Source organism: Blautia sp. DFI.1.216 (genome assembly GCF_020594215.1).
GTDB classification, from domain to species: Bacteria; Bacillota; Clostridia; order Lachnospirales; family Lachnospiraceae; genus Blautia_A; species Blautia_A wexlerae.
Window position 1 is genome coordinate 1 of sequence record NZ_JAJDML010000002.1, and the last position, 25,042, is coordinate 25,042.

A 25,042-nucleotide genomic window follows, 5' to 3' on the forward strand; every position below is an offset into this window, starting at 1 on the left:
TTCAGTATACGGATATGCAGGTACAGGAGAGTGTGACAATAGAGGAAGCGAATGAAGGGGAAAAATAGATGTAATAAACAGCTTAACTTTTTCCGTGTGAGGATAGAGCTTTTTAAAAGAATGTGATCAGAGTGAGAAAACAGCCGAGATGTGGGACAGGGAATTAAAAGAAATCAGGAAGCAGGAACAGTATAGGAAAGCTATATCATGTATGGAAGAGGAACAGTATGATAAGGCAATAATTTTGTTTGAGGGACTTCCAAGAGATTATGAAGATGTCAGAAATAATTTCAGGGAATAAGGGTGAAATAAATGAATCAAAATTGCATGATTACACGAGAAGCAGCGTTGGAATTCGGTTTATCATTTCAGAATACATATACGGAAAGACCTTTCCGTGATCAGAACTGGCAAGTGGTAAGAGCGAGGGAAAACAAAAAAATTTTTTTATGGATCTATGAACGAAACGGTTATGTTAATCTGAATGTAAAAGCAGATCCGGAGTGGCGTGATTTTTGGCGAAGTGCCTATGAATCTGTACAGGCTGGTTATCATCAGAATAAGGAACATTGGAATACCATTATTCTAAATGGGACGGTACCGGATAAAGATATTAAAAGAATGATATCCGAAAGCTATGATCTCGTAACATACAGCCCGACAAAGAAGATTTATGAGGCAGTGAAGCAAATTCCGAAAGGATGCGTTGCAACTTATGGTCAGGTTGCCGAAATGGCAGGGAATCCGAGAATGTCGAGAGCGGTAGGGAATGCCCTCCATAAGAATCCGGATCCGGGGCATATTCCCTGTTATCGGGTAGTGAATTTCAGAGGAGAACTGTCAGGGGCTTTTGCCTTCGGCGGTAAAGATGTACAGAAAAAGCTACTGGAAGCAGATGGAATTGAGGTTGTCAATGGAACGGTGGATTTAAAAAAATATGGATTGACGCAAAGAGATGATAAACTGTGAGAAAACAGATACGGATGATTACCTTATTATCATTTGAATGCTGCTTTTGATAACGGCCTGAGAAAGGATTACGGAAATTCTGAAATCCGATATGATCATTTTTATTATAAAAAGAAGAAGCTGTCTTTTACCAGACAGGAATTTTGTAATGCTCATCAGCTGGGGGCGGGCAAATCTTTCCGGATCTGCCTGGCAAAGGACTGTATTATAGGTGCAGGAAGCCTGGTTACCAAGAATACTGTGATACCGGATGGTTCTCTGGTAATGGGCAGTCCGGCCAGGATCAAACGAAATCTCACCTGGGAAGAATATTCTGAAAATATTGTGGCTTTAGAAAAAATCCATAGTAATCCCATAAAATAATGCAGTTAAAACAATTCAGTAGTGATATCATACACCTGCTTTACGATAAACAGATTTCATGTTATGATTATTTCAGTTGAATTTGAGATATTCTATTAATGAAAAGGGTAACTATTCAACAGTCTCTGATTGTGAGAGTATTGAACAGTTACGAAGAAAAATAAAAGGAGGATCAATGTTATGCTTACAACATGGACTCCGGCACATATGCCGGAAAAAGAGGAAATCAAAATCCGTCTGCAGACAGCAAGAAGTCAGCTCTATGATTTTCAGATGAAAATCAAGGAACATAAGATCCCGGTAATCGTACTCTTTGAAGGCTGGGGATCTTCCGGCAAGGGAAGTACGATCGGAAAAGTCATTAAGAATATTGATCCGCGTTTCTTTAAGGTTGCCACTATGTCAGCTCCCACAGCAGAAGAACTGAGATATCCATTTCTGTATCGTTATTTTAAACAGATTCCGGAAGCCGGAAAATTTACATTTCTGGATTCCGGCTGGATGGAGCAGACTTGTAAAGACTGTCTGTCGGGCGAGATTGAAGGCGAAGGTTATACACAGCGGATTGACAGCATCCGCCGTTTTGAGCGACAGCTTACAGATAATGGTTATCTGGTGCTGAAATTCTTTATGCAGATTGACAGGGATGAACAGAAGCGGCGTGAAAAATTACTTCTGGATCATAAAGACACCAGATGGCGTGTGTCAGACTTTGATAAATGGCAGAATGAACATTACAAAAAATGTGCAAAAATATTTTCTCAGTATCTGTCTGACACGAATGTTTCCTCTGCACCATGGTACATCATAGATGCCAGTGACAGAAAATGGGCGGAACTTCAGGTGCTGGAGACTATGGTAAGCAATATTGAAGTTGCCATGCAGAATCAGGCACATTCCGTTCCGATTTTGCAGAATGTATTCCCTCTGGAGCAGATTCCCCGTCTGTCGGATATTGATCTGAGAGATAAAACAATGGATGACGAGGAGTACAGGGGAGAACTGAAACAGCTCCAGAGTAAACTGGGGGAACTCCATAATAAACTGTACAGGAGACGTATTCCTGTGATCATCACGTATGAAGGCTGGGATGCGGCAGGCAAAGGAGGTAACATCAAACGTATTACAGAAGCTCTGGATCCCCGGGGCTATGAAGTACATCCAATTGCAAGTCCGGAACCACATGAGAAGGCCAGACATTATTTATGGCGTTTCTGGACAAGACTTCCGAAAAATGGGCATATCGCTATTTTTGACAGAACCTGGTATGGCAGAGTTATGGTAGAACGTCTGGAGGGATTTTGCAGTGAAAATGACTGGAAACGTGCCTACAACGAAATGAATGAGTTTGAGAAAGAACTTAAAGACTGGGGTGCAGTCATTATTAAATTCTGGGTACAGATCGATAAGGATACACAGCTGGAGCGTTTTCAGGAGAGACAGAATAATCCGGAGAAACAATGGAAGATCACAGATGAGGACTGGAGAAACAGAGAGAAATGGGATGCCTATGAAGTGGCCGTAAATGAGATGCTTCAGAAGACAAACACTTCCTTTGCACCATGGCATGTACTGGAATCTGTTGACAAGAAATATGCCCGTATCAAAGCACTCAGAATTGTGATCTCTGAAATAGAAAAAGCATTAAAAGAAAATTAAATTTTGCGGGAAATGTGTAAATGAATGATAAGATAACAGTCTGCCTGGGTAAGGGCGGGCAAAGAGAAATGGCAGAATCTTTTGCCAGAAAGAACAATGTTCCGATTATGGACAAACCGGGAGAACATCTGACAGTAATGTTTGACTCCCGGGGCGTATCACTTACCGGTTATGGCCTGACATATCAGGGAGATTTTGAAGGAATGCTGCACAGAGTCACAAACGGAAGACTTTCCCATGAAATGCTGGTACGTGCGGTCAAAACAGAGGGAGAACATCTGAAAGCAATTGATGCCACTGCAGGTATGGGGGAGGATGGTTTCCTTCTTGCAGCATATGGCTATGAGGTGACATTATACGAACAGAATCCGGTGATCGCCGCACTTTTGAAGGATGCGCTCCGGCGTGCCAGAAAGCATCCCGTATTAAAAGACATTGCTTCCAGAATGAAACTGGTGGAGGGTGACAGTGTGTCATGTATGGAGAAACTTATGGATCCGGTAGATGTGATCTATCTTGATCCCATGTTCCCGAAGAGACAGAAATCCGGTCTGATAAATAAAAAACTTCAGCTGATCCAGAAACTTGAACCTCCATGTTCTGAGGAAAAAGATCTTTTTGATGCAGCTATCAAAGCCGGACCTTCCAGAATTATCGTAAAACGTCCTCTTAAGAGCGTCTGTCTTGATGGAAGAGAGCCTTCTTATATATTAAAAGGAAAAGCAATACGATATGACTGTTATGTGATGTAGAAGGTTTATCAGCACATTGCAGCAGCCCTTTATTTTTGAGGGCTGCTGCAATGTATTTTTTTCCATTCCCGGATAAATTCCATTTGTTCCTGATCGGAGATTTCCTGGGAGGCAGCGTCATTTCCGGCAGCTACACAGCAGAGCAGGACGAAGGTCTGAAAGAGTAAAAATACCAGTATCAATAATAATGCAGTCATAATTTGTCTCCTTAATATTATGCAGATGGTTACAGTTATTTTATGAAATTGCTATAAGGATATTTTCGGGATTTCTGTAACAGATTCTGTATATGCCTGTTGTTTTGCATATCAGAAGTATCTGCATATCATGGAAGCTTTATACATTTTATTTACAGAAAAACGGAGATATGACAGGAGAAACTGTCGGACACAAAAATATAATCTTCCGAATAATTTAAAGTAAGACGCAAATGTTCATTGTCTTTGTAGCGACCTGATGAACAGTTGCGGTAAGATTTCATTATCCAGATGATTCGGAGGATTTTTTATGAAGAATTCAGATGATTCCGGATATACAGGAAAGCACGTGGGTGTGTGTGTTCTGGATACCGGGATTTTTCCTCATATAGATTTTACAGGGAGAATACTTGCGTTTCAAGATTTCATCGGACATCGTATCAGACCTTATGATGATAATTCTCATGGAACCCATGTATGTGGGATCATTGGCGGTGACGGAAGGGCTTCGGAAGGACGGATCAGAGGAATTGCCCCCGGGTGTAGCCTGATAGTTCTGAAGGTGCTCGACAGAACGGGAAATGGCAGGAAAGAAGATGTTTTACAGGCTTTTCGCTGGATCCTGGAGAATAAGAGATATTATGGGATACGTGTAGTGAATATCTCGGTGGGAACAACCTGTAGGAGAGCAGAAGATCACAGAGTTCTGATCGCAGGTGTGGAACAACTTTGGGATGCAGGTCTGGTGGTAGTGGCTGCGGCAGGAAATCAGGGACCGAAGGCAGGAAGTGTGACAGCACCGGGAAGCAGCCGGAAGATTATCACAGTAGGCTCCAGCGATCTGCTTACAGGACGGACTGCCATATCAGGCAGGGGACCTACATTTGAGTGTGTTTGTAAACCGGATCTGGTTGCACCCGGGAATCATGTTCTTGCCTGTGCACCGGGAGCAGATAACGGATATGGAGTGAAGAGTGGTACTTCTATGTCTACACCTCTGGTTGCAGGGGCAGCAGCATTGATGCTTGAGAAGAATCCGGAGCTGACTAATGTTCAGATCAAGATGAAATTGAAAGAAAGTGCCAGGGATATGGGATTGCCAAAGAATCAGCAGGGATGGGGAGAACTGGATCTGGAACGCTTTATGGAACTGTGATCAGTAATCATTTTATTTGGCAAAATATTGCTTTAGTGTATAAAAGCATTGACGAACGGTCTGTTTTCGGCTATCATGATAGTTAACTGGATGAGAGCCAAAGAGGAGGATTAACATGAAAAAAATTCAGATGCAGACACCACTTGTGGAGATGGATGGAGATGAGATGACCAGAATTCTCTGGAAAATAATCAAAGATGAACTTCTTCTTCCGTATATTGATTTGAACACTGAGTATTATGACCTTGGTCTGGAATACAGAAATGAAACGGATGATCAGGTAACTGTTGATGCAGCAGAGGCTACAAAGAAGTACGGCGTAGCAGTGAAATGTGCAACTATCACTCCTAATAAGGCAAGAATGGAAGAGTATACCTTAAAGAAAATGTACAAGAGTCCTAACGGAACGATTCGTGCAATTCTCGACGGAACTGTTTTTCGTGCCCCAATCGTAGTGAAGGGTATTGAACCATGTGTTAAGAACTGGAAGAAACCGATCACCATCGCACGTCATGCCTATGGTGATGTGTATAAGAACACAGAGATGTATATTGACGGTCCCGGAGATGCTTATCTGGTATTTGAAGGTGCAGACGGACAGCAGAGAAAAGAGCTGATCCATCATTATGAGGGACCGGGTGTGCTTCAGGGTATGCACAATCTGGATGATTCTATCACAAGTTTTGCAAGATGCTGTTTTAATTATGCACTGGATACAAAACAGAACCTGTGGCTTGGCGGCAAGGATACGATCTCCAAGATTTATGACGGACGTTTTAAGGAAATCTTTGCAACTATTTATGAAGATGAGTTTAAGGAGAAATTCGAAGCAGCAGGCATTGAATATTTCTACAGCCTGATCGATGATATCGTAGCTCGTGTCATGAAGGCTGAAGGCGGATTTATCTGGGCCTGCAAGAACTATGATGGAGATGTTATGAGCGATATGGTTTCTTCAGCATTTGGTTCTCTGGCTATGATGACATCTGTACTGGTATCTCCACAGGGATATTACGAATATGAAGCTGCTCATGGAACTGTACAGAGACATTATTATCGCTATCTGAAAGGTGAGGAGACATCTACTAACTCTGTAGCAACTATTTTTGCATGGACTGGAGCTCTGAGAAAAAGAGGTGAGCTGGACGGCAATAAAGAATTGATGGAATTTGCTGATAAACTGGAGAAGGCGACTCTGGAGACGATTGAAAGCGGTAAGATGACAAAAGACCTTGCGCTGATCACTTCTCTTGAGGATGTGACAGTACTGAACAGCAAAGATTTCATCCTTGCCATCAGAGAGAGACTGGATGAAATTTTATAATTTCAGAAATTATCCGGTAATGTTTCTATAACATTATAAAGTTCTCCGGGCAGGATCACACTGCAGCGGAGAAACCTGTAAAAAGTTATAAACTGCGAAAATGGGAAGAACCTGCATTATGCAAGTTCTTCCCATTTTTCATATAATCCTTCTAATTCTTCGGTAATGGCGGCTTTCTCTTTGCTGAGTTTCGCACATTCTGCCACATTTGTGCAGATATCCGGGAGAATCATGGTTTCGTCGATCTCTTTATCTCTGGTTTCAAGTTCTTCAATGCGGGCTTCTACTTTTTTTAGTTCATTCTCTCGTTTTCGCTGGCGGGCCTGTTCTTCTTTCTGCTGTTGCCAGGAAAGCTTGTTATCAGAAGCCTGCTTTGCTTCTGTCACAGCCTGAGCGGCAGCCGGAGCATATTTTTCCGTCAGCTCTTCTTTTTTCTCCAGATAATAGTCGTAATCTCCGATATAATTTACAATTGCCTGATTGGTCAGATCCAGGATCCGGGTAGCTGTCTGGTTGATGAAGTAACGGTCGTGGGAAACATAGAATACTGTTCCAGTGTAACTGTTCAATGCCTCTTCAAGAATCTCTTTTGAAGCGATATCCAGATGGTTGGTGGGCTCATCGAGGATCAGAAAGTTTGCTTCGGACAGCATCAGCTTGGCGAGGGAAACACGACCTCTTTCTCCGCCGGACAGAGCGGAGATCAGTTTGAATACATCATCCCCTGTGAAAAGGAATGCTGCCAGCATATTTCGAATTTCTGTTTCCGTAAGTGTGGGATAAGCATCTGAGATTTCCTCAAAAATAGTTTTCTCCATATGAAGAACATGGTGTTCCTGGTCATAGTAGCCAATCTGTACCTTGGAACCAAGAGTAAATCTGCCGCTGTCTGCATCAATCAGCCCATTGATGATCTTTAACATGGTGGTTTTGCCTGTGCCGTTATTGCCAATCAGGGCTACACGTTCTCCACGTTTGATCTCAAAGGAGATGTCACTGAAAAGTGTCTGTCCGGGAAAAGATTTGGAAAGACTTTCCACAGTAAGGACATCATTTCCGCTGACAAATCTTGGTTCCAGGGAAATGCGCATCTGATTCTGAATCTCCTGTGGTTTATCAATGCGCTGGACTTTATCCAGCATTTTCTCGCGGCTTTCCGCACGTTTGATGGATTTCTCGCGGTTAAAGGATTTCAGCTTGGCAATGACTGCTTCCTGATGTTTGATATCCCGCTGCTGGTTCAGATAGGCTTTGTACTGGGCGTCACGCAGCTGGGCTTTTTTCAGGGCATAGGCAGAATAGTTGCCACTGTACATACGCATATTTCCTGCTTCGATTTCCACAACTTTTGTTACAACTTTGTCAAGAAAGTAACGGTCGTGGGATACGATAAATACAGCACCCGGGTAATTCAGAAGATAGGTTTCCAGCCAGGAAATACTCTCCATATCCAGATGGTTGGTAGGCTCATCCAGAAGAAGAATGTCAGGGCTGGCAAGAAGCAGTTTACCCAGAGCTACGCGGGTTTTCTGGCCGCCTGAAAGAGTTTCTATCTGGCGTTCGAAATCTTCTTCTGTGAAACCAAGACCTTTTAATACACCCATGATCTCACTTTTGTAAGCGTAACCATTTTCCAGTTCAAACTGGTGACTCAGTCTTGTGTAAGTATTCATCAGGCTGTCCAGAGCATCTCCGGTGGTGGTTTTCATTTCCTGTTCCAGAGAGCGCAGACGGTTCTCCATATCAATAATGTGCTGTTTGGTGGAAATCAGTTCTTCGTAAATGGTATGATGGCCATGAATGTCCTGATACTGGGCAAGGTAGCCGATATTTTTATCTTTGGCAAGTACCACGTTTCCTGAATCCGGGGAGAGCTCATGCATAATGATTCGCAGCAGAGTCGTCTTGCCTGCACCGTTATTGCCGATGAGAGCTGCCTTTTCGCGGTCTTCTATATGGAAACTGGCATCCTTGAGAATGATTTTTTCGCCAAAGGATTTACAGATATTCTGACATGATAAAATCATAGGAATTCCTCCGTTTGTAATTTGTCCGCGTACTATTATAATCGAAAATGCCTGTTTTTGAAAGCATTTTAAGAGATTTTGTCCAGAGAAAAGAAAGCACCGGATGGATGCATGGAAGAAAATATGATATTCCGGGGAATTTTTCAGAATGAAATTGATAAAAAAATACAGAAATATTTGGTCAAAAAGTACAAATTTAATTTGACAATAAAATAACATCTGGGTATAATTGACATAGATAAGCTAAGGAGGGAAAATTTGTGGAAGCTAAGGAAATTTCGAAAGCGGTAATCAAGCGTTTGCCGCGGTACTACCGCTACCTCGGTGAATTGATGGAGGAGAATGTAGAGCGTATATCTTCAAATGATCTTAGCAAGAAGATGCATGTGACGGCTTCCCAGATTCGTCAGGACTTAAATAATTTCGGTGGTTTTGGTCAGCAGGGTTACGGCTATAATGTACGCTATTTGTATACAGAAATCGGTAAGATCCTTGGGCTGGATACTGTACATCCGATGATTATTCTGGGTGCCGGTAATTTGGGACAGGCATTGGCCAATTATGTGGATTTTGAAAAGCGCGGATTTAAGCTGGTTGGTATTTTTGACGTCAATCCTGTACTTGAGGGGATTGCAGTTCGTGGAATTGAGATTCAGATGTTGAGCGATCTTCCTTTGTTTCTGAAGGAGAATGAGGTTGAGATCGCGATCTTGACTCTTCCTAAAATTAAAGCCAAAGAGATGGCAAAGATTTTGATTGATAATGGAATTAAGGCAATCTGGAATTTTGCACATATTGATCTGGATGCCCCGGAGGATGTAATGGTAGAGAACGTACATCTTTCAGAGAGTCTTATGACTTTGTCCTATAACCTGAGTGAGTACAGAAAGGAACATGAAGGGATGTAAGGGATAACTGTGAAACACAAGGCTGTGGTCATCTGATCACAGCTTTTCTCTTGTATGTAAATGTGTTATTGTAAACAGGAGGTGAACAGATGAGAGAGATTGTAACTGCTGTTGAGATGAAAGAACTGGATCATAATACGATTCAGAAAGCCGGGATATCGTCTCCAGTACTTATGGAGAGGGCGGCATTAAAGACGGTTGAGGAGATTGTACAGAGATTAAAGAATAAAGAAAAAGAGAAAATCCTTGTGGTCTGCGGAACCGGCAACAATGGCGGAGACGGATTGGCGATTGCCAGACTGCTTCAGTTGAGAGGAGTCAGAACCTGGTATTATATTGCGGGTAAGGAAGAGAAAATGACTGCTGAAACTGCCGGACAGCTTAAAACAGCAGAATATTATCAGGTGCCCCGGGTGCATAACCTGGATCCGGATGAATATACTACTATAGTAGATGCCATCTTTGGGGTTGGACTGAGCAGACCTGTAGAGGGAAAATATGCAGAGCTTATCAGTACAATGAACCGGGCATCTGCGTATAAAGTAGCTGTGGATATTCCATCCGGGATTGACTCAGATACCGGATTTGAGAAGGGGATTGCATTCCGGGCAGATCTTACGGTTACCTTTGCTTTTCGCAAAAGAGGGCTGTGTTTTTATCCCGGACGCATGTATGGCGGTGAGATCGTTGTTACGGATATCGGAATCTATTCCATACCCGGAAAGAAAATCTGTATGCATCATCTGGAACGTGAAGATTTAAAAATGCTTCCGGAGAGAGTTCCCTATGGAAATAAAGGAACCTTCGGTAAGGTTCTTCTTATAGCTGGCAGCGAAGGAATGTGCGGAGCTGCATATCTGAGTGCAGCAGCTGCTCTGAAAAGCTCTGCGGGAATGGTGAGAATTCAGACCGTGGAGGCCAACAGGATTCCGTTGCAGACACTGTTGCCGGAAGCCATGATCACCTGTGATTTTGATGAGAAAAAAAACCAGGCAATGCTTGACTGGTGTGATGTGCTTGTGATAGGACCGGGTCTTGGAACCGGAGCGCAGAGCAGGGAAAGAGCTCAGTGGTTCCTGGCGAAGGCAGCTGAGTGTAAAAAAACAGTAATTCTGGATGCAGATGGCCTGAATCTTCTGTCAGTCCATGACAACTGGAAGTGTTTTATCGGGGAACATGTGATCCTGACACCTCATATTGGTGAGATGAGTCGTCTGTGCGGAAAAGAAATCGGTAAGATCCAGGATTGTCTGGCACAGACTGCAGCTGATTATGCAAAGGAGTCTGGAGCGGTTTGCGTTCTGAAGGATGCCTGTACTGTGGTGGCAGATGCTTTTGGAGATATGTATTTGAACATTTCGGGTAATGCAGGAATGGCTACAGCGGGAAGTGGAGATGTGTTAAGTGGTGTGCTTGCCGGTATACAGTGTATGTACCTGGCAGCAGAAAAGAAATTTTCTCCTGTTATTCTGGCTGCACTTGGTGTATATGTGCATGGGCTGGCAGGTGATCTGGCTGCTGAAACAGTAGGGCAGCGAGGGATGACCGCAGGAGATATCATCTGTTTTCTGCCGGAAATACTAAGATAGAATATTCATTTTGAGGCAGTAAATCTGTGAAACAATTTGCAGATATTAACATGAAAAAATAACAGAGGAAAATTATTATGAAGAAAGATAGCAGAGTAAAAGCAGTCATTTCACTGGATGCAGTAGAACATAATTTCCGGGAAATGAGAAAAAATATTGCAGAAGAGACAAAGATGATCGCAGTCATAAAGGCTGACGCTTATGGACATGGCGCGGTGCCGGTTGCACATCTCATTGAGGATTATGATTATATCTGGGGATTTGCGGCTGCAACTGCGGAAGAAGCGATTCATCTGCGAGAAGCCGGGATTACAAAACCAATCCTGATCCTTGGAATTGTTTTTGATGAATATTTTCCGGAACTTGTCCGTTATGAGATCCGTCCTGCAGTGTGCGAATATGAGGAGGCAAGGAAACTTTCAGACGAAGCGGTTCTGCAGAAAAAAACTGTACATATTCATATTGCTCTGGACACAGGAATGACCAGGATCGGTTTTGCAGATGCACAGGAAAATGTAGAGGAAATTAAAAAAATTTCAGAACTTCCAAATCTTGAGATTGAGGGTATGTTTACTCATTTTGCAAGAGCAGATGAGTATGACAGAAGTCCGGCTATGGTACAATTGGAGCGGTATCTGGATTTTTCAAGACGCGTAGAAGAGGCAGGAGTGGAAATTCCTCTGCATCACTGTTCTAACAGTGCGGGCATCATACGTATGCCGGAAGCAAATCTGAATATTGTCCGTGCCGGAATCACAATTTATGGAATTTATCCTTCTTCTGAGGTGGAGAGAGATATTGTAAAGCTTGAGCCGGTTATGGAACTTAAGAGTCATGTGACTTATGTGAAGGACGTTCCTGCCGGAGCAGCGATCAGCTACGGCGGTACTTATGTGGCTGACAGGAAGCTTCGTGTGGCAACTGTTCCGGTGGGCTATGCAGACGGCTATTCCAGGCAGCTTTCCAATAAAGGCTGGGTTCTGATCCATGGACAAAAGGCTCCGATCCTTGGCAGAGTCTGTATGGACCAGTTTATGGTAGATGTGACTGAGATTGGTGATGTGAAGAAGGGCGATGAGGTAACACTGATCGGCAGAGACGGGGATGAGTTTATCGGTATTGAGGAGATTGGTGATCTCTGTGGCAGATTTTCCTATGAGTTTGCCTGTGATATCAGCCCGCGTGTGCCGAGAGTCTATATTAAAAACGGGAAAGAAATATAATGTTACTGTTTGCTGAATAGAGACGAAGTGAGCGATAACTGATTTTTATATACCACGCATGTATACACAAGAAAAAGGTGGAAATACTTTATCTTAACCGGACAGGAAATATCCGGCTGATAACAAGGTTTCTTCTTATGGCAATGTTGTAAATTGAAACCGGAAAGAATCGGAGTGTGAATTGTGTGGTAATTAAAAGAGGGGATATATTTTATGCTGATCTTCGCCCTGTAGTGGGGAGTGAACAGGGTGGAATCCGGCCGGTTCTGATCATTCAGAATAACGTAGGTAACCGGCACAGCCCTACAGTGATCTGTGCTGCTATTACATCAAAAATGAACAAGGCTAAGCTTCCTACACATATTGAGATCAATGCGGAACTCTATGGGATTGAAAAAGATTCTGTGATTTTGCTTGAACAGCTTCGTACTATAGATAAAAGAAGATTAAAAGATAAAGTCTGTCATCTGGATGATGCGATGCTGGATAAGGTGAATCATGCACTTGAGATCAGCCTGGAGCTTACGTTCTGATTTTACTTTTTAAGGGATATATCATCTGATCCGGTATTGCGATTTTTGGGCTTGCATGTCTCGGATAGTAGTGCGTGAACAATAAATGAACAGTAATTTTTGGTATCTCTGTCCGGTCAGTATCTTGACGATTAATGGAGAAAGTGATATATTTTACCAGTAATTACGCATATTCAATAAGGAGGAGACTGAATAATATAATGGAAGATGGCAGTAGTATGCCCCTCTGGGGCTTATTTGTTTTACTGTTACTGTTGTGGCTGAATGGAATCTTTTACGGGTTTGCCGCAGCGCTGAGAAACATAAGTGAGAATGATACACAGAAGAAAGCAGAGGAAGGCGATAAAAAAGCACAGATGCTGATGGCTCTGATCGACAAACCGGCGCAGTTTGTCAATGCAATTCCGCTGATCGTAATGGCATGTGGTATTTGTTTTGGTACTTTTCTGGTCCCATATGCTGTGGATGCATTTTATCCATACATAAAGCATGTGCCTGCACTGATCCTGGTAATGGCATTGTGTGTGATTTTTCTTGCTGCAATCGGTATTCTGGCTTTTCGGCGGGTTGGTACTTATCATCCTGAAGCTTATGCATATAAGTATCTGAACCTGGTACATTTCTGGCTGAATCTGTTAAAGCCTTTTACTGTATCTGTCACCTGGATCGCCAGACTGGCAGCAGTGCCTTTTGGTGTGGAGATAAACCGTACAGAAAAGTCTGTCACAGAAGAGGAAATCATTTCCATTGTAGATGAAGCTCATGAACAGGGCGTTATCCAGGAGAATGAGGCGGAAATGATCCAGAATATCATATCTTTTAATGAGACAGAAGCCCATGATATCATGACTCACAGAAAGAATGTGGTGGCCTTTGACGAGGAGATATTACTCAAGAACATGATTGACACTATGCTGGAAGAGGGGAATTCCCGTTATCCGGTATATGAGGAGAATATTGACAATATCAAAGGAATTGTCCATTATAAAGATGCGCTTAAGTTTATGACACAGAATCCCTGGGCGAAGTTCAAACCGTTGAAGGAACTGCCCGGAATTATCCGCCAGGCATCCCTGATTCCTGAAACAAGGGGGATTGGAGATCTTTTTCATACTATGCAGGCCAGAAAGATCCATATGGCAATTGTTGTGGATGAATATGGCCAGACAGCCGGGATCGTTACCATGGAGGATATTCTGGAGGAGATTGTCGGAGATATTCTGGACGAATATGATGAGGATGAAATTACGATCCGCGCACAGAAAGATAACAGTCTGATCATTGACGGGCTTGCTTATCTGGAGGATGTGGAAGAAGAGTTGGATGCAGATTTTGGGGATACAGAGTTTGAAACACTGAACGGTTATCTGACCAATATTCTAGGACATATTCCTGCAGATAAGGATGTTAATACAAGCATAAAAGCGATTGGATACTGTTTTACAATCTTGTCTATTGGTAATAAAACCATTGGCAAGGTTAAGGTGGAGCGGGATAATAATGTTGCTGTATAAACAACAGCAGATAAAAATAATTAACAAAAGGAGAAAGAAAGATGTCAGGACATTCAAAATTTGCAAACATTAAGCATAAGAAAGAGAAAAACGATGCAAAAAAAGGTAAAATTTTTACAGTAATCGGACGTGAGCTGGTTATGGCTGTCAAAGCAGGCGGTCCGGATCCGAATAACAACAGCAAACTTCGTGATGTAATTGCCAAAGCGAAAGCAAACAACATGCCAAACGATACAATCGAACGTGGTATCAAAAAAGCAGCAGGTGCTGATTCCGCAGACAACTACGAGAAAGCTGTATATGAAGGATATGGTCCGAACGGCGTTGCTATCATTGTTGAGACTCTGACAGACAACAAGAACCGTACAGCAGGTAATGTACGTAATGCATTTACAAAGGGTAACGGAAGCATCGGAACTCAGGGATGTGTATCCTATATGTTTGATCAGAAAGGTCAGATCATTATTGACAAAGAAGAGTGTGAGATGGATGCAGACGAGATTATGATGCTTGCTCTGGATGCCGGTGCTGAGGACTTCAGCGAGGAAGAGGACAGTTATGAGATTCTCACTGCTCCGGATGATTTCAGTGCAGTTCGCGAAGCTCTGGAAAAAGCAGGTCTGCCTATTGCAGAAGCACAGGTTGCCATGATTCCTCAGACTTATGTGGAGCTTACAGATGAGCAGGCACTCAAGGATCTTCAGAGAACTCTGGATCTTCTGGATGATGACGATGATGTCACAGATTACTGGACAAACTGGGATGAACAGTAAAATACCGCAGGTATATTGAGACTGCCTGTTTTGGGTTATTGCTGTCGGACATGTATAGTTTATAAAAGAAACACACATAATACCTCCATAGAGAAAATGGAGGTATTTTTATGTCTGAAAACAGATATGGAGAAAAAAGAGAAGAGTCTGAAACAGGGATGAAGCTGCAAAACTGTGAGACACAGGAGTCAGAAAATAAAATTCAGGAAAGTACCAATGAGCAGATCAAAGATATGGGACAGGTGGTTTTAAACAGCAATTCCCGAAAACACAAGGTAGAGCTTCTGACCATCATTGGTGAGGTGGAAGGTCATGAGTCTGCACCCTCCCATTCCAAAACTACAAAATATGAGCATGTACTTCCAAAGCTTGCCATCATTGAGGATGATGAAGAAATAGAAGGCTTGCTGATCCTTTTAAACACAGTGGGAGGAGATGTGGAGGCTGGGCTTGCCATTGCAGAGATGATTGCCTCATTAAGTATACCAACAGTGTCACTGGTTCTGGGCGGCGGACATTCTATCGGAGTTCCGATGGCCGTATCTGCGGACTATTCTTTCGCAGTACCAAGTGCTACGATGGTGATCCATCCGGTACGTTCCAATGGTATGTTTATCGGAGTGGCTCAGACTTACCGGAATATGGAGAAAATTCAGGACCGCATCACTACATTTATTTCCGAACATTCCAAAGCATCTCAGAAACGTCTGGAAGAGCTGATGCTTGATACTTCTCAGCTGGTAAAAGATGTAGGAACCATGCTGGAAGGAAAAGAGGCAGTAAAAGAAGGGCTGATCGATGAGGTTGGCGGTATTAAGGAAGCGTTGGCAAAATTATATGAAATGATAGAAAAAGAGTGTTGAAAGTGAAAAAAATGTTACGGTTCTCATACCACTATCCAAAATTCCATTGCCGCAGGCAATCTGGAATGAATTTTGGCTACGTTACTGAGAACGGAGTGAGCAGTAACAAAAAAATCTTATATATGCTATAAATCAACCCTTGCCATATGTCAGATTTTGGCGTATTATTAATAGAGGTTTATTATTTGCGAGGAGGAAAACCATGTATAAGATTTTAAAAGCTGAAACACTGGCAGCTAAGATCCATCTTATGGTTGTACACGCACCGCGTGTTGCAAGCCATTGTCAGCCAGGACAATTTATTATCGTTAAGTTAGATGAGAAGGGTGAGAGAATCCCTCTTACTATCTGTGATTATGATCGTGAAGAAGGTACGATCACAATCGTATTCCAGGAGATTGGTGTATCTACCATCAAGATGGCAGAATTAAAAGCAGGAGATGCATTCCGCGATTTCGTAGGACCTCTTGGATGTCCTTCTGAATTTGTTGAGGAAGATATCGAAGAATTAAAGAAAAAGAAAATGGTATTTGTTGCCGGCGGTGTTGGTACAGCCCCTGTTTACCCACAGGTAAAATGGCTCCATGAACATGGAATCACAGCAGATGTTATTCTTGGTGCAAAAACTAAGGATATGGTTATCCTTGAGAAAGAACTGGGAGAAGTTTCCAATCTTTATGTTACTACAGATGACGGTTCCTATGGCCGTGCAGGTATGGTTACCAAGACTCTTGAGGATCTGGTAACAAACGAAGGCAAACATTACGATGTCTGTGTAGCGATCGGACCGATGATCATGATGAAATTTGTCTGTCTTCTTACCAAGAAGCTTGGCATTCATACAATTGTCAGCATGAACCCGATCATGGTTGACGGAACAGGTATGTGTGGCGCATGCCGTCTTCAGGTTGGCGATGAGATTAAGTTTGCATGTGTAGACGGACCGGAATTCGACGGACATCTCGTTGATTTCGACCAGGCTATGAAGAGAAGCCAGATGTATAAGACTGAAGAGGGACGTGCATTACTGAAACTTCAGGAAGGTGATACCCATCATGGCGGATGTGGACATTGTGGAGGTGACAAGTAATGGCAGATGCAAAGATGTTAAAGAAAGTTCCTGTAAGAGAACAGGATCCAAAGGTGCGTGCAACAAACTTTGAAGAAGTTTGTCTTGGATACAATCAGGAAGAAGCAATGGAAGAAGCACAGAGATGCTTAGGCTGTAAGAAACCGAAATGTGTGGAAGGCTGTCCTGTATCCATTAATATTCCTGGATTTATTGAAGAGATTAAAGAGGGAAAGATCGAAGAAGCATACAAAGTGATCGGATTATCCTCCGCACTTCCGGCTATCTGTGGACGTGTATGTCCTCAGGAATCCCAGTGTGAGGGTAAATGTATCCGCGGAGTCAAAGGTGAAGCTGTTTCTATCGGTAAGCTGGAGAGATTTGTTGCTGACTATGCTCTGGAACATGATATCAAACCTGTTGGATCAGAAGTTAAGAACGGACATAAAGTTGCAGTGATCGGTTCCGGTCCTTCCGGACTTACCTGTGCAGGTGATCTTGCAAAAGCTGGTTATGATGTAACTGTATTTGAAGCTCTTCATGAACTTGGCGGTGTTCTTGTTTACGGTATTCCGGAGTTCCGTCTTCCGAAACAGAAAGTTGTTAAGAAAGAAATTGAAAAAGTTAAAGAATTAGGTGTTAAATTCGAGACTAATGTTGTTATCGGTAAATCCACAACAATCGATCAGCTGATCGAGGACGAAGGATTTGAAGCTGTATTTATCGGATCAGGTGCCGGACTTCCAATGTTCATGGGTATCCCAGGTGAGAATGCAAGCGGTGTATTCTCTGCCAACGAATATCTTACAAGAAGCAACCTGATGAAAGCTTTTGATGATTCTTATGATACACCGATCGCAGCAGGAAAGAAAGTAGCAGTTGTAGGCGGTGGTAATGTTGCTATGGATGCTGCCAGAACAGCTTTAAGACTTGGTGCTGAAGTACATATCGTATACAGAAGAAGCGAAGCAGAGCTTCCTGCACGAGCAGAGGAAGTTCATCACGCAAAAGAAGAGGGAATCATCTTTGATCTTCTTACTAACCCGAAAGAAATCCTTGTAGATGAGAACGGTCATGTAAAAGGTATGAAGGTTGTCAAGATGGAACTTGGTGAGCCGGATGCTTCCGGAAGACGTCGTCCGGTTGAAATTCCGGGATCTGAATATGACATGGATGTAGATACAGTTATCATGTCTCTTGGTACTTCCCCGAACCCTCTTATTTCTTCTACAACAAAAGGTCTTGAAGTCAATAAGAGAAGATGTATCATTGCTGAAGAAGAAACAGGTAAGACATCTAAAGATGGTGTATATGCCGGCGGTGATGCTGTTACAGGTGCAGCTACTGTTATCCTTGCCATGGGTGCAGGTAAAGCTGGTGCCAAAGGTATCGATGAATATCTTAAAAATAAATAATGTAAATGGTACTTGACAGATTTTGACGTCTGTGGCATGATTACTAGTGTTGATAATCATGAAAAGCTTAGAAGGTGTTTACAGGGATTTATTTTCCGTCAGAGAGAGGAAGCCATCGGCTGGAAGCTGCCTCAGGTTCAGATATTTCCTGAATTTCCCACCGGAGCCGCATTTCTGAATGACAGTATTTACTGAGTAGGAAATGACGTTACTGCGCGTTAAGCAGACCGAGAGCCTGTAGAAAATGCAGGAAGCAGGGTGGTACCGCGGATATTTTACTCCGTCCCTTTAGTGGGACGGAGTTTTTTGTTTGCCAATTCTGCTATTATAACATGAATTGCGAGAACTGCTTTTGCAACGGAGCGATTTGTGGCTATCAAGTCAGAGTCAGATTTTACGTTACTGTTCATTCTGTTCTCAGTAACGATTTTTCTTCTCTGACATTATGACATAAAGGAGAAAGAGAACATGGATATGAAAGAAAGACTTCAGGAACTGGCTGAAGCAGCCGGAAAACGGATCAGTGAATCCGAAGGTCTGGAAAAACTGAACGAAGTACGTGTGGCATACCTTGGTAAAAAAGGTGAATTGACCGCAATTTTAAAGAGTATGAAAGATGTTGCACCGGAAGAGCGCCCGAAGGTTGGACAGCTTGTAAACGAAACAAGAAGCAAGATAGAAGCACTTCTTGATGAATCTAAACAGAAACTGGAAGAAGCAGCACGTGAAGAGAAGATGAAACAGGAAGTGATTGATGTGACTTTACCTGCAAAGAAAGCTAAAATCGGTCACCGTCACCCGAACACCATCGCCCTGGAAGAAGTAGAGCGTATCTTTATTGGTATGGGTTATGAAGTAGTAGAGGGACCGGAGGTAGAGTATGCGGATTACAACTTTACTAAACTGAATATTCCGGAAAATCATCCGGCACGTGATGAACAGGATACTTTCTTTATCAACGATTCTATCCTTCTTCGTTCCCAGACTTCACCGGTTCAGGCACGTACTATGGAGAAAGGAAAGCTGCCGATCCGTATGATTGCACCTGGTCGTGTATTCCGTTCAGATGAAGTAGATGCAACACATTCTCCTTCTTTCCATCAGATCGAAGGTCTTGTTATTGACAAGAACATCACTTTCGCAGATCTTAAGGGAACTTTGCAGGAGTTTGCACAGGAATTATTCGGACCTGAGACAAAAACTAAGTTCAGACCACATCACTTCCCGTTCACAGAGCCAAGCGCAGAGGTGGATGTATCCTGTTTCAAGTGTGGTGGTAAAGGCTGCCGTTTCTGTAAAGGTTCCGGCTGGATTGAAATCCTTGGCTGCGGTATGGTTCATCCGAATGTATTGAGCATGTGCGGAATTGATCCGGAAGAATACACAGGATTCGCATTTGGCGTAGGTCTTGAACGTATTGCACTTCTGAAATATGAGATTGATGACATGAGACTGCTCTATGAGAATGATATCCGTTTCCTGAAACAGTTCTGATGAAATGACTGTCTGAAACAACAGAGCTATGCAGCCAAGAGGAAATTTCTGTCCGGGAAAGCTGCTATAAGTCTGAGCTATAATATAGAAAGAGGATTAACAAAATGAATACTTCATTATCTTGGATTAAAATGTATGTGCCGGATCTTGATGTGACAGCACAGGAATATACAGATGCCATGACACTGACAGGAACAAAAGTGGAAGGCTTTGAAAAACTGGACGCAGATCTGGATAAGATCGTGATCGGTCAGATTGAAAAAATTGAGAAACATCCGGATGCAGATAAACTGATCATCTGCCAGGTGAATATCGGAACAGAGACTGTACAGATTGTTACAGGCGCTCCTAATGTAAAAGAGGGAGATAAGGTTCCTGTTGTTCTTGACGGCGGACGTGTTGCCGGTGGACATGACGGAAAGAAAACACCGGGTGGAATTGAAATCAAAAAAGGAAAACTTCGCGGAATCGATTCCTATGGTATGATGTGTTCCATCGAAGAGCTGGGAAGCACAAGAGAAATGTATCCGGAAGCACCGGAATACGGAATCTATATTTTCCCTGAAGACGCTGTTGTAGGCGAGAGTGCGATCAAGGCACTGGGCCTGGATGATGTTGTCTTTGAATATGAAATCACATCCAATCGTGTTGACTGCTACGGCGTACTGGGAATTGCAAGAGAAGCGGCAGCTACGTTTAATGAGAAATTCTGTCCTCCTGTTGTAGAGTGTAAGGGAAATGATGAAAAAGCTTCTGACTATGTAAAAGTAACGGTAGAAGATCCGAAACTTTGTCCACGTTACTGCGCAAGAGTCGTAAAGAATGTTAAGATCGGACCATCTCCGAAATGGATGCAGAGATGTCTGGCTTCCAATGGAATCCGTCCGATCAATAATCTGGTAGATATTACAAACTATGTAATGGAAGAATTTGGTCAGCCAATGCACGCATATGATCTGGACAGGATTGCAGGAAAAGAAATCGTTGTACGTCGTGCAGAGAATGATGAGAAATTTGTAACGCTGGATGGACAGGAACGTACCATGGATGATCAGGTACTGATGATTTGTGACGGTGAGAAAGCAGTTGGTATTGCCGGTATCATGGGTGGAGAGAATTCTATGATCACAGACGATGTAAAAACTGTTCTTTTCGAGGCTGCATGTTTTGATGGAACAAATATCCGCCTTTCTTCCAAGAGAATCGGTCTGAGAACAGATGCTTCCGGTAAATTCGAAAAAGGTCTTGACCCGAACAATGCGCAGGCAGCTATCGACAGAGCATGCCAGCTGATGGAGGAACTTGGAGCAGGTGAAGTCGTAGGTGGAATGGTAGATATCTGCAATGAAGTAAGAGAACCATCCAGAGTTCCTTTCAAACCGGAGAAGATTAATGCTCTTCTTGGAACTGACCTGACACCGGAAGAAATGCTTGCTTATCTGGCAAAAGTAGAACTGACCTATGACGAAAAAACAAATGAGATCGTAGCTCCTACTTTCCGTCAGGATATCCATTATGTAGCTGATGTTGCAGAAGAAGTTGCAAGATTTTTCGGATATGATAAGATTCCGACTACTCTGCCTACAGGTGAAGCTACAACAGGTAAGCTTCCGTTTAAACTTCGTATTGAAGCAGTGGCACGTGATATTGCGGAATATTGTGGTTTCTCTGAAGGAATGACCTATTCTTTCGAAAGTCCGAAGGTATTTGACAAATTAAGACTTCCGGCTGACAGTAAGCTCCGTCAGGGAATCGTGATCAGCAATCCTCTGGGAGAAGACTACAGTGTCATGAGAACAACTACTTTAAACGGTATGCTCAGTTCTCTGGCTACGAACTATAACAGAAGAAATAAAGATGTACGTCTCTATGAACTTGGTAATGTATATCGTCCGAAAGCACTTCCTCTTACAGAACTTCCGGATGAGCGTATGCACTTTACACTTGGTATGTATGGAAACGGCGATTTCTTTGACATGAAAGGTGTATGTGAAGAGTTCTTTGAGAAAGTAGGAATGAGAGATAAAGTAGATTATGATCCAAACAGCGGAAAGACTTACCTTCATCCCGGAAGACAGGCAAATATGGTTTATGATGGTAAGGTTGTAGGCTATCTGGGAGAGGTTCATCCTCTGGTTGCAGATACTTATGGAATCGGTGATAAGGCATATGTGGCAGTGATTGATATCCTTACGGTTCTTGAATTTGCAAGCTTCAACCATAAATACACAGGAATTGCAAAATATCCTGCAGTAACCCGCGATTTAAGTATGGTCGTTCCGAAAACCGTTCTTGCAGGACAGATTGAACATATTCTGACTCAGAGAGGCGGAAAGATTCTGGAGAGTTATCAGTTATTTGACATTTATGAAGGAAACCAGATTAAAGGAGGATATAAATCCATGGCTTATTCTCTGGTATTCCGTCACCATGACAAGACTCTGGAAGAGAGCGAGATTACAGCTGCAATGAAGAAAATCCTGAATGGCCTGACAGATCTTGGAATCGAGTTGAGAAGTTAATGCTGATTTATGTATTAAGACATGGGATAACTCAGTGGAATAAACTGAAAAAAGTGCAGGGGGCAATGGATATTCCCCTTGCACCGGAAGGAATTGAACTGGCGAAAAGAACAGGAGAAGTATTAAAAGATGTTCCGTTTGATATCTGTTTTACCAGTCCTCTGGCAAGAGCGAGACAGACAGCACATTATGTGCTGGGAAACAGGCAGATTCCTGTTATTGAGGATAAAAGAATCCAGGAAATTGATTTCGGAGTTCTTGAAGGAAGCCGGTTTAAGGATGAACAAGGGAAGATCATCAGCCATGAAATGGAAATTTTCTTTGAAGAGCCACAGAAATTTGAACGTCCTCAAAACGGCGAAAACATTTCTGATATCCTGAAACGCACCAGAGAATTCTGGGTGGAGAAAACGACAGATCCTGCTCTGGCAGACAAAACAATTCTTGTTTCTTCTCATGGATGTGCAGTTCGTGCACTGCTTCAGAATGTTTATCAGGATCCGGAACATTTCTGGCATGGATGTGTGCCTCCAAACTGCAGTATCAATCTGCTTGAAGTAAAAGATGGAAAAGCCAGATTTCTGGAAGAAGATAAAGTTTATTCTGAAATATAACAATTCTGTAAAATAATCCGGTGGAAAACTGTACTCTGAGTACAGCTTTTCTGCCGGACTTTTAATATATTTTGTTACTGTTTATACACCACTATCCCGAGACATACAAGCCAAAATTCCATTGCCACAGGCAATCTGGAATGAATTTTGGCTGTTACTGTTCACTGGTAATATCCCGCGAGGTGTTTTTTGTGAGCGAAGGTCACAGAAAACCCGAGATATACCGCGCGAATTTATGCGATTAGCATAAATTCTGTGCATCGCGAAGCGTGTTACTGAGAACGGAGTGAACAGTAACTTTTGGCTACGTTACTGTGAACAGTAACTATATTTTTACTTGTGACAGATATGACGTTGTGATATGATATACGAAAAAGGAAATTGTCTGTAATTTTGTGCAGAATCTGCAAATAATCACAGGAGGTGTATTATGGGCAAAAAAATTATGAATACGGTTCTTTTTCTGGTGGTGCTTGGCGGATGTGTTGCCATGACGCTGCTGACCGGGAATGGTTCATCAGGCACGATGATTTATAACTTTGCATTCCTCGCTGTTATGGCTGTGATCTATCTGGCCGGACTGTTTGGCGGTATGTTTCGGGTAGACAGCATTGGAGAGGCTCTTGCAAGAGGAACGCAGGAGCTTTCCAGTATATTCAAAATACCCGGAAAAGCCAAAAGCGAAGATCTTTCCTGCTTGAAGGGGATGTTTGAACATAAATATCTGGATGACAGAATGGACAGCTTTGTAGATGCCATGGAGAAAAACCAGGAAGGAATCGGAGATGTTGAAGATTACATAAATGAGGACGAGATTGATCTTCATGTACATAAGAAGATTCTGGAAATGGCACCGGATATTTTTACCAGCCTTGGTATTCTTGGTACTTTTATTGGTCTGGTATGGGGGCTTAAGAGTTTTGAGCCATCCAGCTATGAGACAATGACTACCTCTGTATCTGCCCTGGTAGATGGTATCAAAGTAGCATTCCTTACTTCTATCTATGGAATTGCATTTGCACTGATCTACAGTTCCGGAATGAAAAGCGTTTATTCCGGAATGGATGCGAAGCTTCAGGGATTTCTGGAGAGATTTCATCTTTATGTACTTCCGGCGGCTGAGAGCGAGTCAAGAAACCTGATGCTTGCAAGTCAGAAGGTTCAGACAAAAGCCATGAAACAGATGGCAGAGCAGCTTACCTCACAGATGGCAGAGAGTTTTGAGAAAGCAATCAATCCTACTTTCCAGAAGATGACAGAATCTCTGGAGATTCTGACAGAATCTGTAACAAAATGTCAGGAGGATGTGGTTCAGGATATCCTGCGTACTTTTTTGCGGGAGATGAACGGTTCATTTAAAATGCAGTTCACAGATTTCAATGAAGCTCTTGTACAGCTGAAGGAAGCGCAGAAAGAAAATATTGATTATACTACAAGGCTCTATCAGACGATGAGTAATCAGCTGAATACCTCATATGCAAAACAGAGCGAAGCTATGAAAGACCTTGTAAATGAACTGGGACAGGTTCAGGGCCGTTATATGTCTACGGCAACAAGAATCACACAGGATAATCAGGAAATCCAGAAGCTTCAGCAGCAGGATTATCAGCGCATTGCGGATTATCTGCATGAATCCGAGAAATCTTCTGCCAAATTCTGGGTTGCCTGCAATCAGACAATGCAGAAATATGTGGAAGCTGCCGCGCAGGGAATGGAAAAGGTTTCGGCTGCAAATCAGGCAGGAAAAGATGTGCTTGAGGCTAACCGTAAACTGGTAGAACAGTTGGATGTAAAGATGAAAGACTTTGTATCTTATCAGAAGATGACTTACGAGACAATGGAAGAGGTACGCAGACTCTTTGCAGATATTTCTGTTCAGAAAGAAGACAACAATATTTATCTCTCAGGCGGAAAATCAGCTCAGAGTGCGGCACAGAAAGAATCTGTGGAGGAAGTACGCAAACTTCTGGAGGAACAGAGCGAGCGTCAGGAAGCACTTCTGGAGGAGATGAACAAAAATATGAAGAATATTTCCAAAAACCAGAAAGGTAAATTCAGCTTATTCAAATAAGAAAAGG

20 protein-coding genes and 1 other annotated feature are annotated in these 25,042 nt (G+C 42.7%); of the genes, 19 read left to right on the forward strand and 1 reads right to left on the reverse strand.

Annotated features, from left to right (window positions below):
* Positions 1-327 precede the first annotated feature (327 nt).
* The 6 genes from LJE11_RS00915 (at position 328) to LJE11_RS00940 (ending at position 6,420) form a co-directional block, all read left to right on the forward strand.
* Positions 328-969, forward strand: a complete 642-nt coding sequence (locus tag LJE11_RS00915; protein WP_025577079.1) for a methylated-DNA--[protein]-cysteine S-methyltransferase — start codon at positions 328-330, stop codon at positions 967-969.
* 33 nt (positions 970-1,002) lie between these two features.
* On the forward strand, positions 1,003-1,332 hold the full coding sequence (locus LJE11_RS20720; RefSeq protein ID WP_008703942.1) for a hypothetical protein: 330 nt from the start codon (positions 1,003-1,005) through the stop codon (positions 1,330-1,332).
* A 180-nt stretch (positions 1,333-1,512) separates the two neighbouring features.
* A complete protein-coding gene (gene pap, locus LJE11_RS00925; RefSeq protein WP_008703941.1) occupies positions 1,513-2,991 on the forward strand; it encodes a polyphosphate:AMP phosphotransferase in 1,479 nt (492 codons plus the stop codon).
* 20 nt (positions 2,992-3,011) lie between these two features.
* Positions 3,012-3,743, forward strand: a complete 732-nt coding sequence (locus LJE11_RS00930; protein WP_008703940.1) for a class I SAM-dependent methyltransferase — start codon at positions 3,012-3,014, stop codon at positions 3,741-3,743.
* A 507-nt stretch (positions 3,744-4,250) separates the two neighbouring features.
* A complete protein-coding gene (locus tag LJE11_RS00935; protein ID WP_008703939.1) occupies positions 4,251-5,096 on the forward strand; it encodes a S8 family peptidase in 846 nt (281 codons plus the stop codon).
* Between the two features lie 115 nt (positions 5,097-5,211).
* Positions 5,212-6,420 (forward strand): NADP-dependent isocitrate dehydrogenase, encoded by a 1,209-nt coding sequence (locus LJE11_RS00940; RefSeq protein WP_008703938.1) that lies wholly within the window; start codon positions 5,212-5,214, stop codon positions 6,418-6,420.
* Positions 6,421-6,536: 116 nt separating this feature from the next.
* Here the strand turns inward: LJE11_RS00940 and LJE11_RS00945 are convergent, their stop codons facing one another.
* Positions 6,537-8,447: an ABC-F family ATP-binding cassette domain-containing protein gene (locus LJE11_RS00945; RefSeq protein ID WP_008703937.1), complete on the reverse strand. Its 1,911-nt coding sequence runs from the start codon at positions 8,445-8,447 to the stop codon at positions 6,537-6,539.
* A gap of 260 nt (positions 8,448-8,707) precedes the next feature.
* On the opposite strand from LJE11_RS00945, the gene LJE11_RS00950 reads away from it, so the two are divergent.
* The 13 genes from LJE11_RS00950 to LJE11_RS01010 all read left to right on the forward strand — a co-directional run bounded on the left by LJE11_RS00950 (position 8,708) and on the right by LJE11_RS01010 (position 25,035).
* Positions 8,708-9,355, forward strand: coding sequence for a redox-sensing transcriptional repressor Rex (locus tag LJE11_RS00950; protein WP_008703936.1), 648 nt, complete (start codon positions 8,708-8,710; stop codon positions 9,353-9,355).
* Between the two features lie 89 nt (positions 9,356-9,444).
* Entirely contained in the window at positions 9,445-10,944 is a 1,500-nt protein-coding gene (locus LJE11_RS00955) for a bifunctional ADP-dependent NAD(P)H-hydrate dehydratase/NAD(P)H-hydrate epimerase (protein ID WP_008703935.1), read from the forward strand.
* 77 nt (positions 10,945-11,021) lie between these two features.
* On the forward strand, positions 11,022-12,167 hold the full coding sequence (gene alr / locus LJE11_RS00960) for an alanine racemase (protein ID WP_008703932.1): 1,146 nt from the start codon (positions 11,022-11,024) through the stop codon (positions 12,165-12,167).
* Between the two features lie 185 nt (positions 12,168-12,352).
* Positions 12,353-12,700 (forward strand): type II toxin-antitoxin system PemK/MazF family toxin, encoded by a 348-nt coding sequence (locus LJE11_RS00965; RefSeq protein WP_020994045.1) that lies wholly within the window; start codon positions 12,353-12,355, stop codon positions 12,698-12,700.
* A gap of 200 nt (positions 12,701-12,900) precedes the next feature.
* A complete protein-coding gene (locus LJE11_RS00970; RefSeq protein ID WP_020994044.1) occupies positions 12,901-14,214 on the forward strand; it encodes a hemolysin family protein in 1,314 nt (437 codons plus the stop codon).
* A 41-nt stretch (positions 14,215-14,255) separates the two neighbouring features.
* Positions 14,256-14,987, forward strand: a complete 732-nt coding sequence (locus tag LJE11_RS00975; protein WP_008703925.1) for a YebC/PmpR family DNA-binding transcriptional regulator — start codon at positions 14,256-14,258, stop codon at positions 14,985-14,987.
* Between the two features lie 110 nt (positions 14,988-15,097).
* Entirely contained in the window at positions 15,098-15,850 is a 753-nt protein-coding gene (locus LJE11_RS00980; protein WP_020994043.1) for a ClpP family protease, read from the forward strand.
* Between the two features lie 202 nt (positions 15,851-16,052).
* Positions 16,053-16,940 carry a sulfide/dihydroorotate dehydrogenase-like FAD/NAD-binding protein gene (locus LJE11_RS00985; protein WP_008703921.1) on the forward strand — a complete coding sequence of 296 codons (888 nt, stop codon included), beginning with the start codon at positions 16,053-16,055 and terminating at the stop codon, positions 16,938-16,940.
* Positions 16,940-18,334 (forward strand): NADPH-dependent glutamate synthase, encoded by a 1,395-nt coding sequence (gltA, locus tag LJE11_RS00990; RefSeq protein WP_008703919.1) that lies wholly within the window; start codon positions 16,940-16,942, stop codon positions 18,332-18,334. The genes LJE11_RS00985 and gltA overlap by 1 nt, the downstream gene beginning before the upstream one ends.
* Positions 18,335-18,393: 59 nt before the next feature.
* Positions 18,394-18,625: a binding site (T-box leader), on the forward strand.
* A gap of 183 nt (positions 18,626-18,808) precedes the next feature.
* Complete coding sequence (gene pheS / locus LJE11_RS00995) at positions 18,809-19,828, forward strand: phenylalanine--tRNA ligase subunit alpha (RefSeq protein WP_026648180.1); 1,020 nt, start codon at positions 18,809-18,811, stop codon at positions 19,826-19,828.
* A gap of 104 nt (positions 19,829-19,932) precedes the next feature.
* Positions 19,933-22,350 (forward strand): phenylalanine--tRNA ligase subunit beta, encoded by a 2,418-nt coding sequence (gene pheT, locus LJE11_RS01000; protein ID WP_008703916.1) that lies wholly within the window; start codon positions 19,933-19,935, stop codon positions 22,348-22,350.
* Positions 22,350-22,964, forward strand: coding sequence for a histidine phosphatase family protein (locus tag LJE11_RS01005; protein ID WP_008703915.1), 615 nt, complete (start codon positions 22,350-22,352; stop codon positions 22,962-22,964). The genes pheT and LJE11_RS01005 overlap by 1 nt, the downstream gene beginning before the upstream one ends.
* Positions 22,965-23,394: 430 nt before the next feature.
* Positions 23,395-25,035, forward strand: a complete 1,641-nt coding sequence (locus LJE11_RS01010; RefSeq protein WP_008703914.1) for a MotA/TolQ/ExbB proton channel family protein — start codon at positions 23,395-23,397, stop codon at positions 25,033-25,035.
* Positions 25,036-25,042 lie beyond the last annotated feature (7 nt).

Excerpts from the sequence above, each read along its gene's own strand:
- LJE11_RS00970 (WP_020994044.1), top strand. The coding sequence starts at position 12,901 with ATGGAAGATGGCAGTAGTATGCCCCTCTGGGGCTTATTTGTTTTACTG.
- LJE11_RS01010 (WP_008703914.1), top strand. The coding sequence starts at position 23,395 with ATGGGCAAAAAAATTATGAATACGGTTCTTTTTCTGGTGGTGCTTGGC.
- LJE11_RS00975 (WP_008703925.1), top strand. The coding sequence starts at position 14,256 with ATGTCAGGACATTCAAAATTTGCAAACATTAAGCATAAGAAAGAGAAA.
- pheT (WP_008703916.1), top strand. The coding sequence starts at position 19,933 with ATGAATACTTCATTATCTTGGATTAAAATGTATGTGCCGGATCTTGAT.
- LJE11_RS00945 (WP_008703937.1), bottom strand. The coding sequence starts at position 8,447 with ATGATTTTATCATGTCAGAATATCTGTAAATCCTTTGGCGAAAAAATC.
- LJE11_RS00985 (WP_008703921.1), top strand. The coding sequence starts at position 16,053 with ATGTATAAGATTTTAAAAGCTGAAACACTGGCAGCTAAGATCCATCTT.
- alr (WP_008703932.1), top strand. The coding sequence starts at position 11,022 with ATGAAGAAAGATAGCAGAGTAAAAGCAGTCATTTCACTGGATGCAGTA.
- LJE11_RS01005 (WP_008703915.1), top strand. The coding sequence starts at position 22,350 with ATGCTGATTTATGTATTAAGACATGGGATAACTCAGTGGAATAAACTG.
- pap (WP_008703941.1), top strand. The coding sequence starts at position 1,513 with ATGCTTACAACATGGACTCCGGCACATATGCCGGAAAAAGAGGAAATC.
- LJE11_RS00935 (WP_008703939.1), top strand. The coding sequence starts at position 4,251 with ATGAAGAATTCAGATGATTCCGGATATACAGGAAAGCACGTGGGTGTG.
- LJE11_RS00980 (WP_020994043.1), top strand. The coding sequence starts at position 15,098 with ATGTCTGAAAACAGATATGGAGAAAAAAGAGAAGAGTCTGAAACAGGG.
- LJE11_RS00955 (WP_008703935.1), top strand. The coding sequence starts at position 9,445 with ATGAGAGAGATTGTAACTGCTGTTGAGATGAAAGAACTGGATCATAAT.
- gltA (WP_008703919.1), top strand. The coding sequence starts at position 16,940 with ATGGCAGATGCAAAGATGTTAAAGAAAGTTCCTGTAAGAGAACAGGAT.
- LJE11_RS00940 (WP_008703938.1), top strand. The coding sequence starts at position 5,212 with ATGAAAAAAATTCAGATGCAGACACCACTTGTGGAGATGGATGGAGAT.
- pheS (WP_026648180.1), top strand. The coding sequence starts at position 18,809 with ATGAAAGAAAGACTTCAGGAACTGGCTGAAGCAGCCGGAAAACGGATC.
- LJE11_RS00915 (WP_025577079.1), top strand. The coding sequence starts at position 328 with ATGATTACACGAGAAGCAGCGTTGGAATTCGGTTTATCATTTCAGAAT.
- LJE11_RS00930 (WP_008703940.1), top strand. The coding sequence starts at position 3,012 with ATGAATGATAAGATAACAGTCTGCCTGGGTAAGGGCGGGCAAAGAGAA.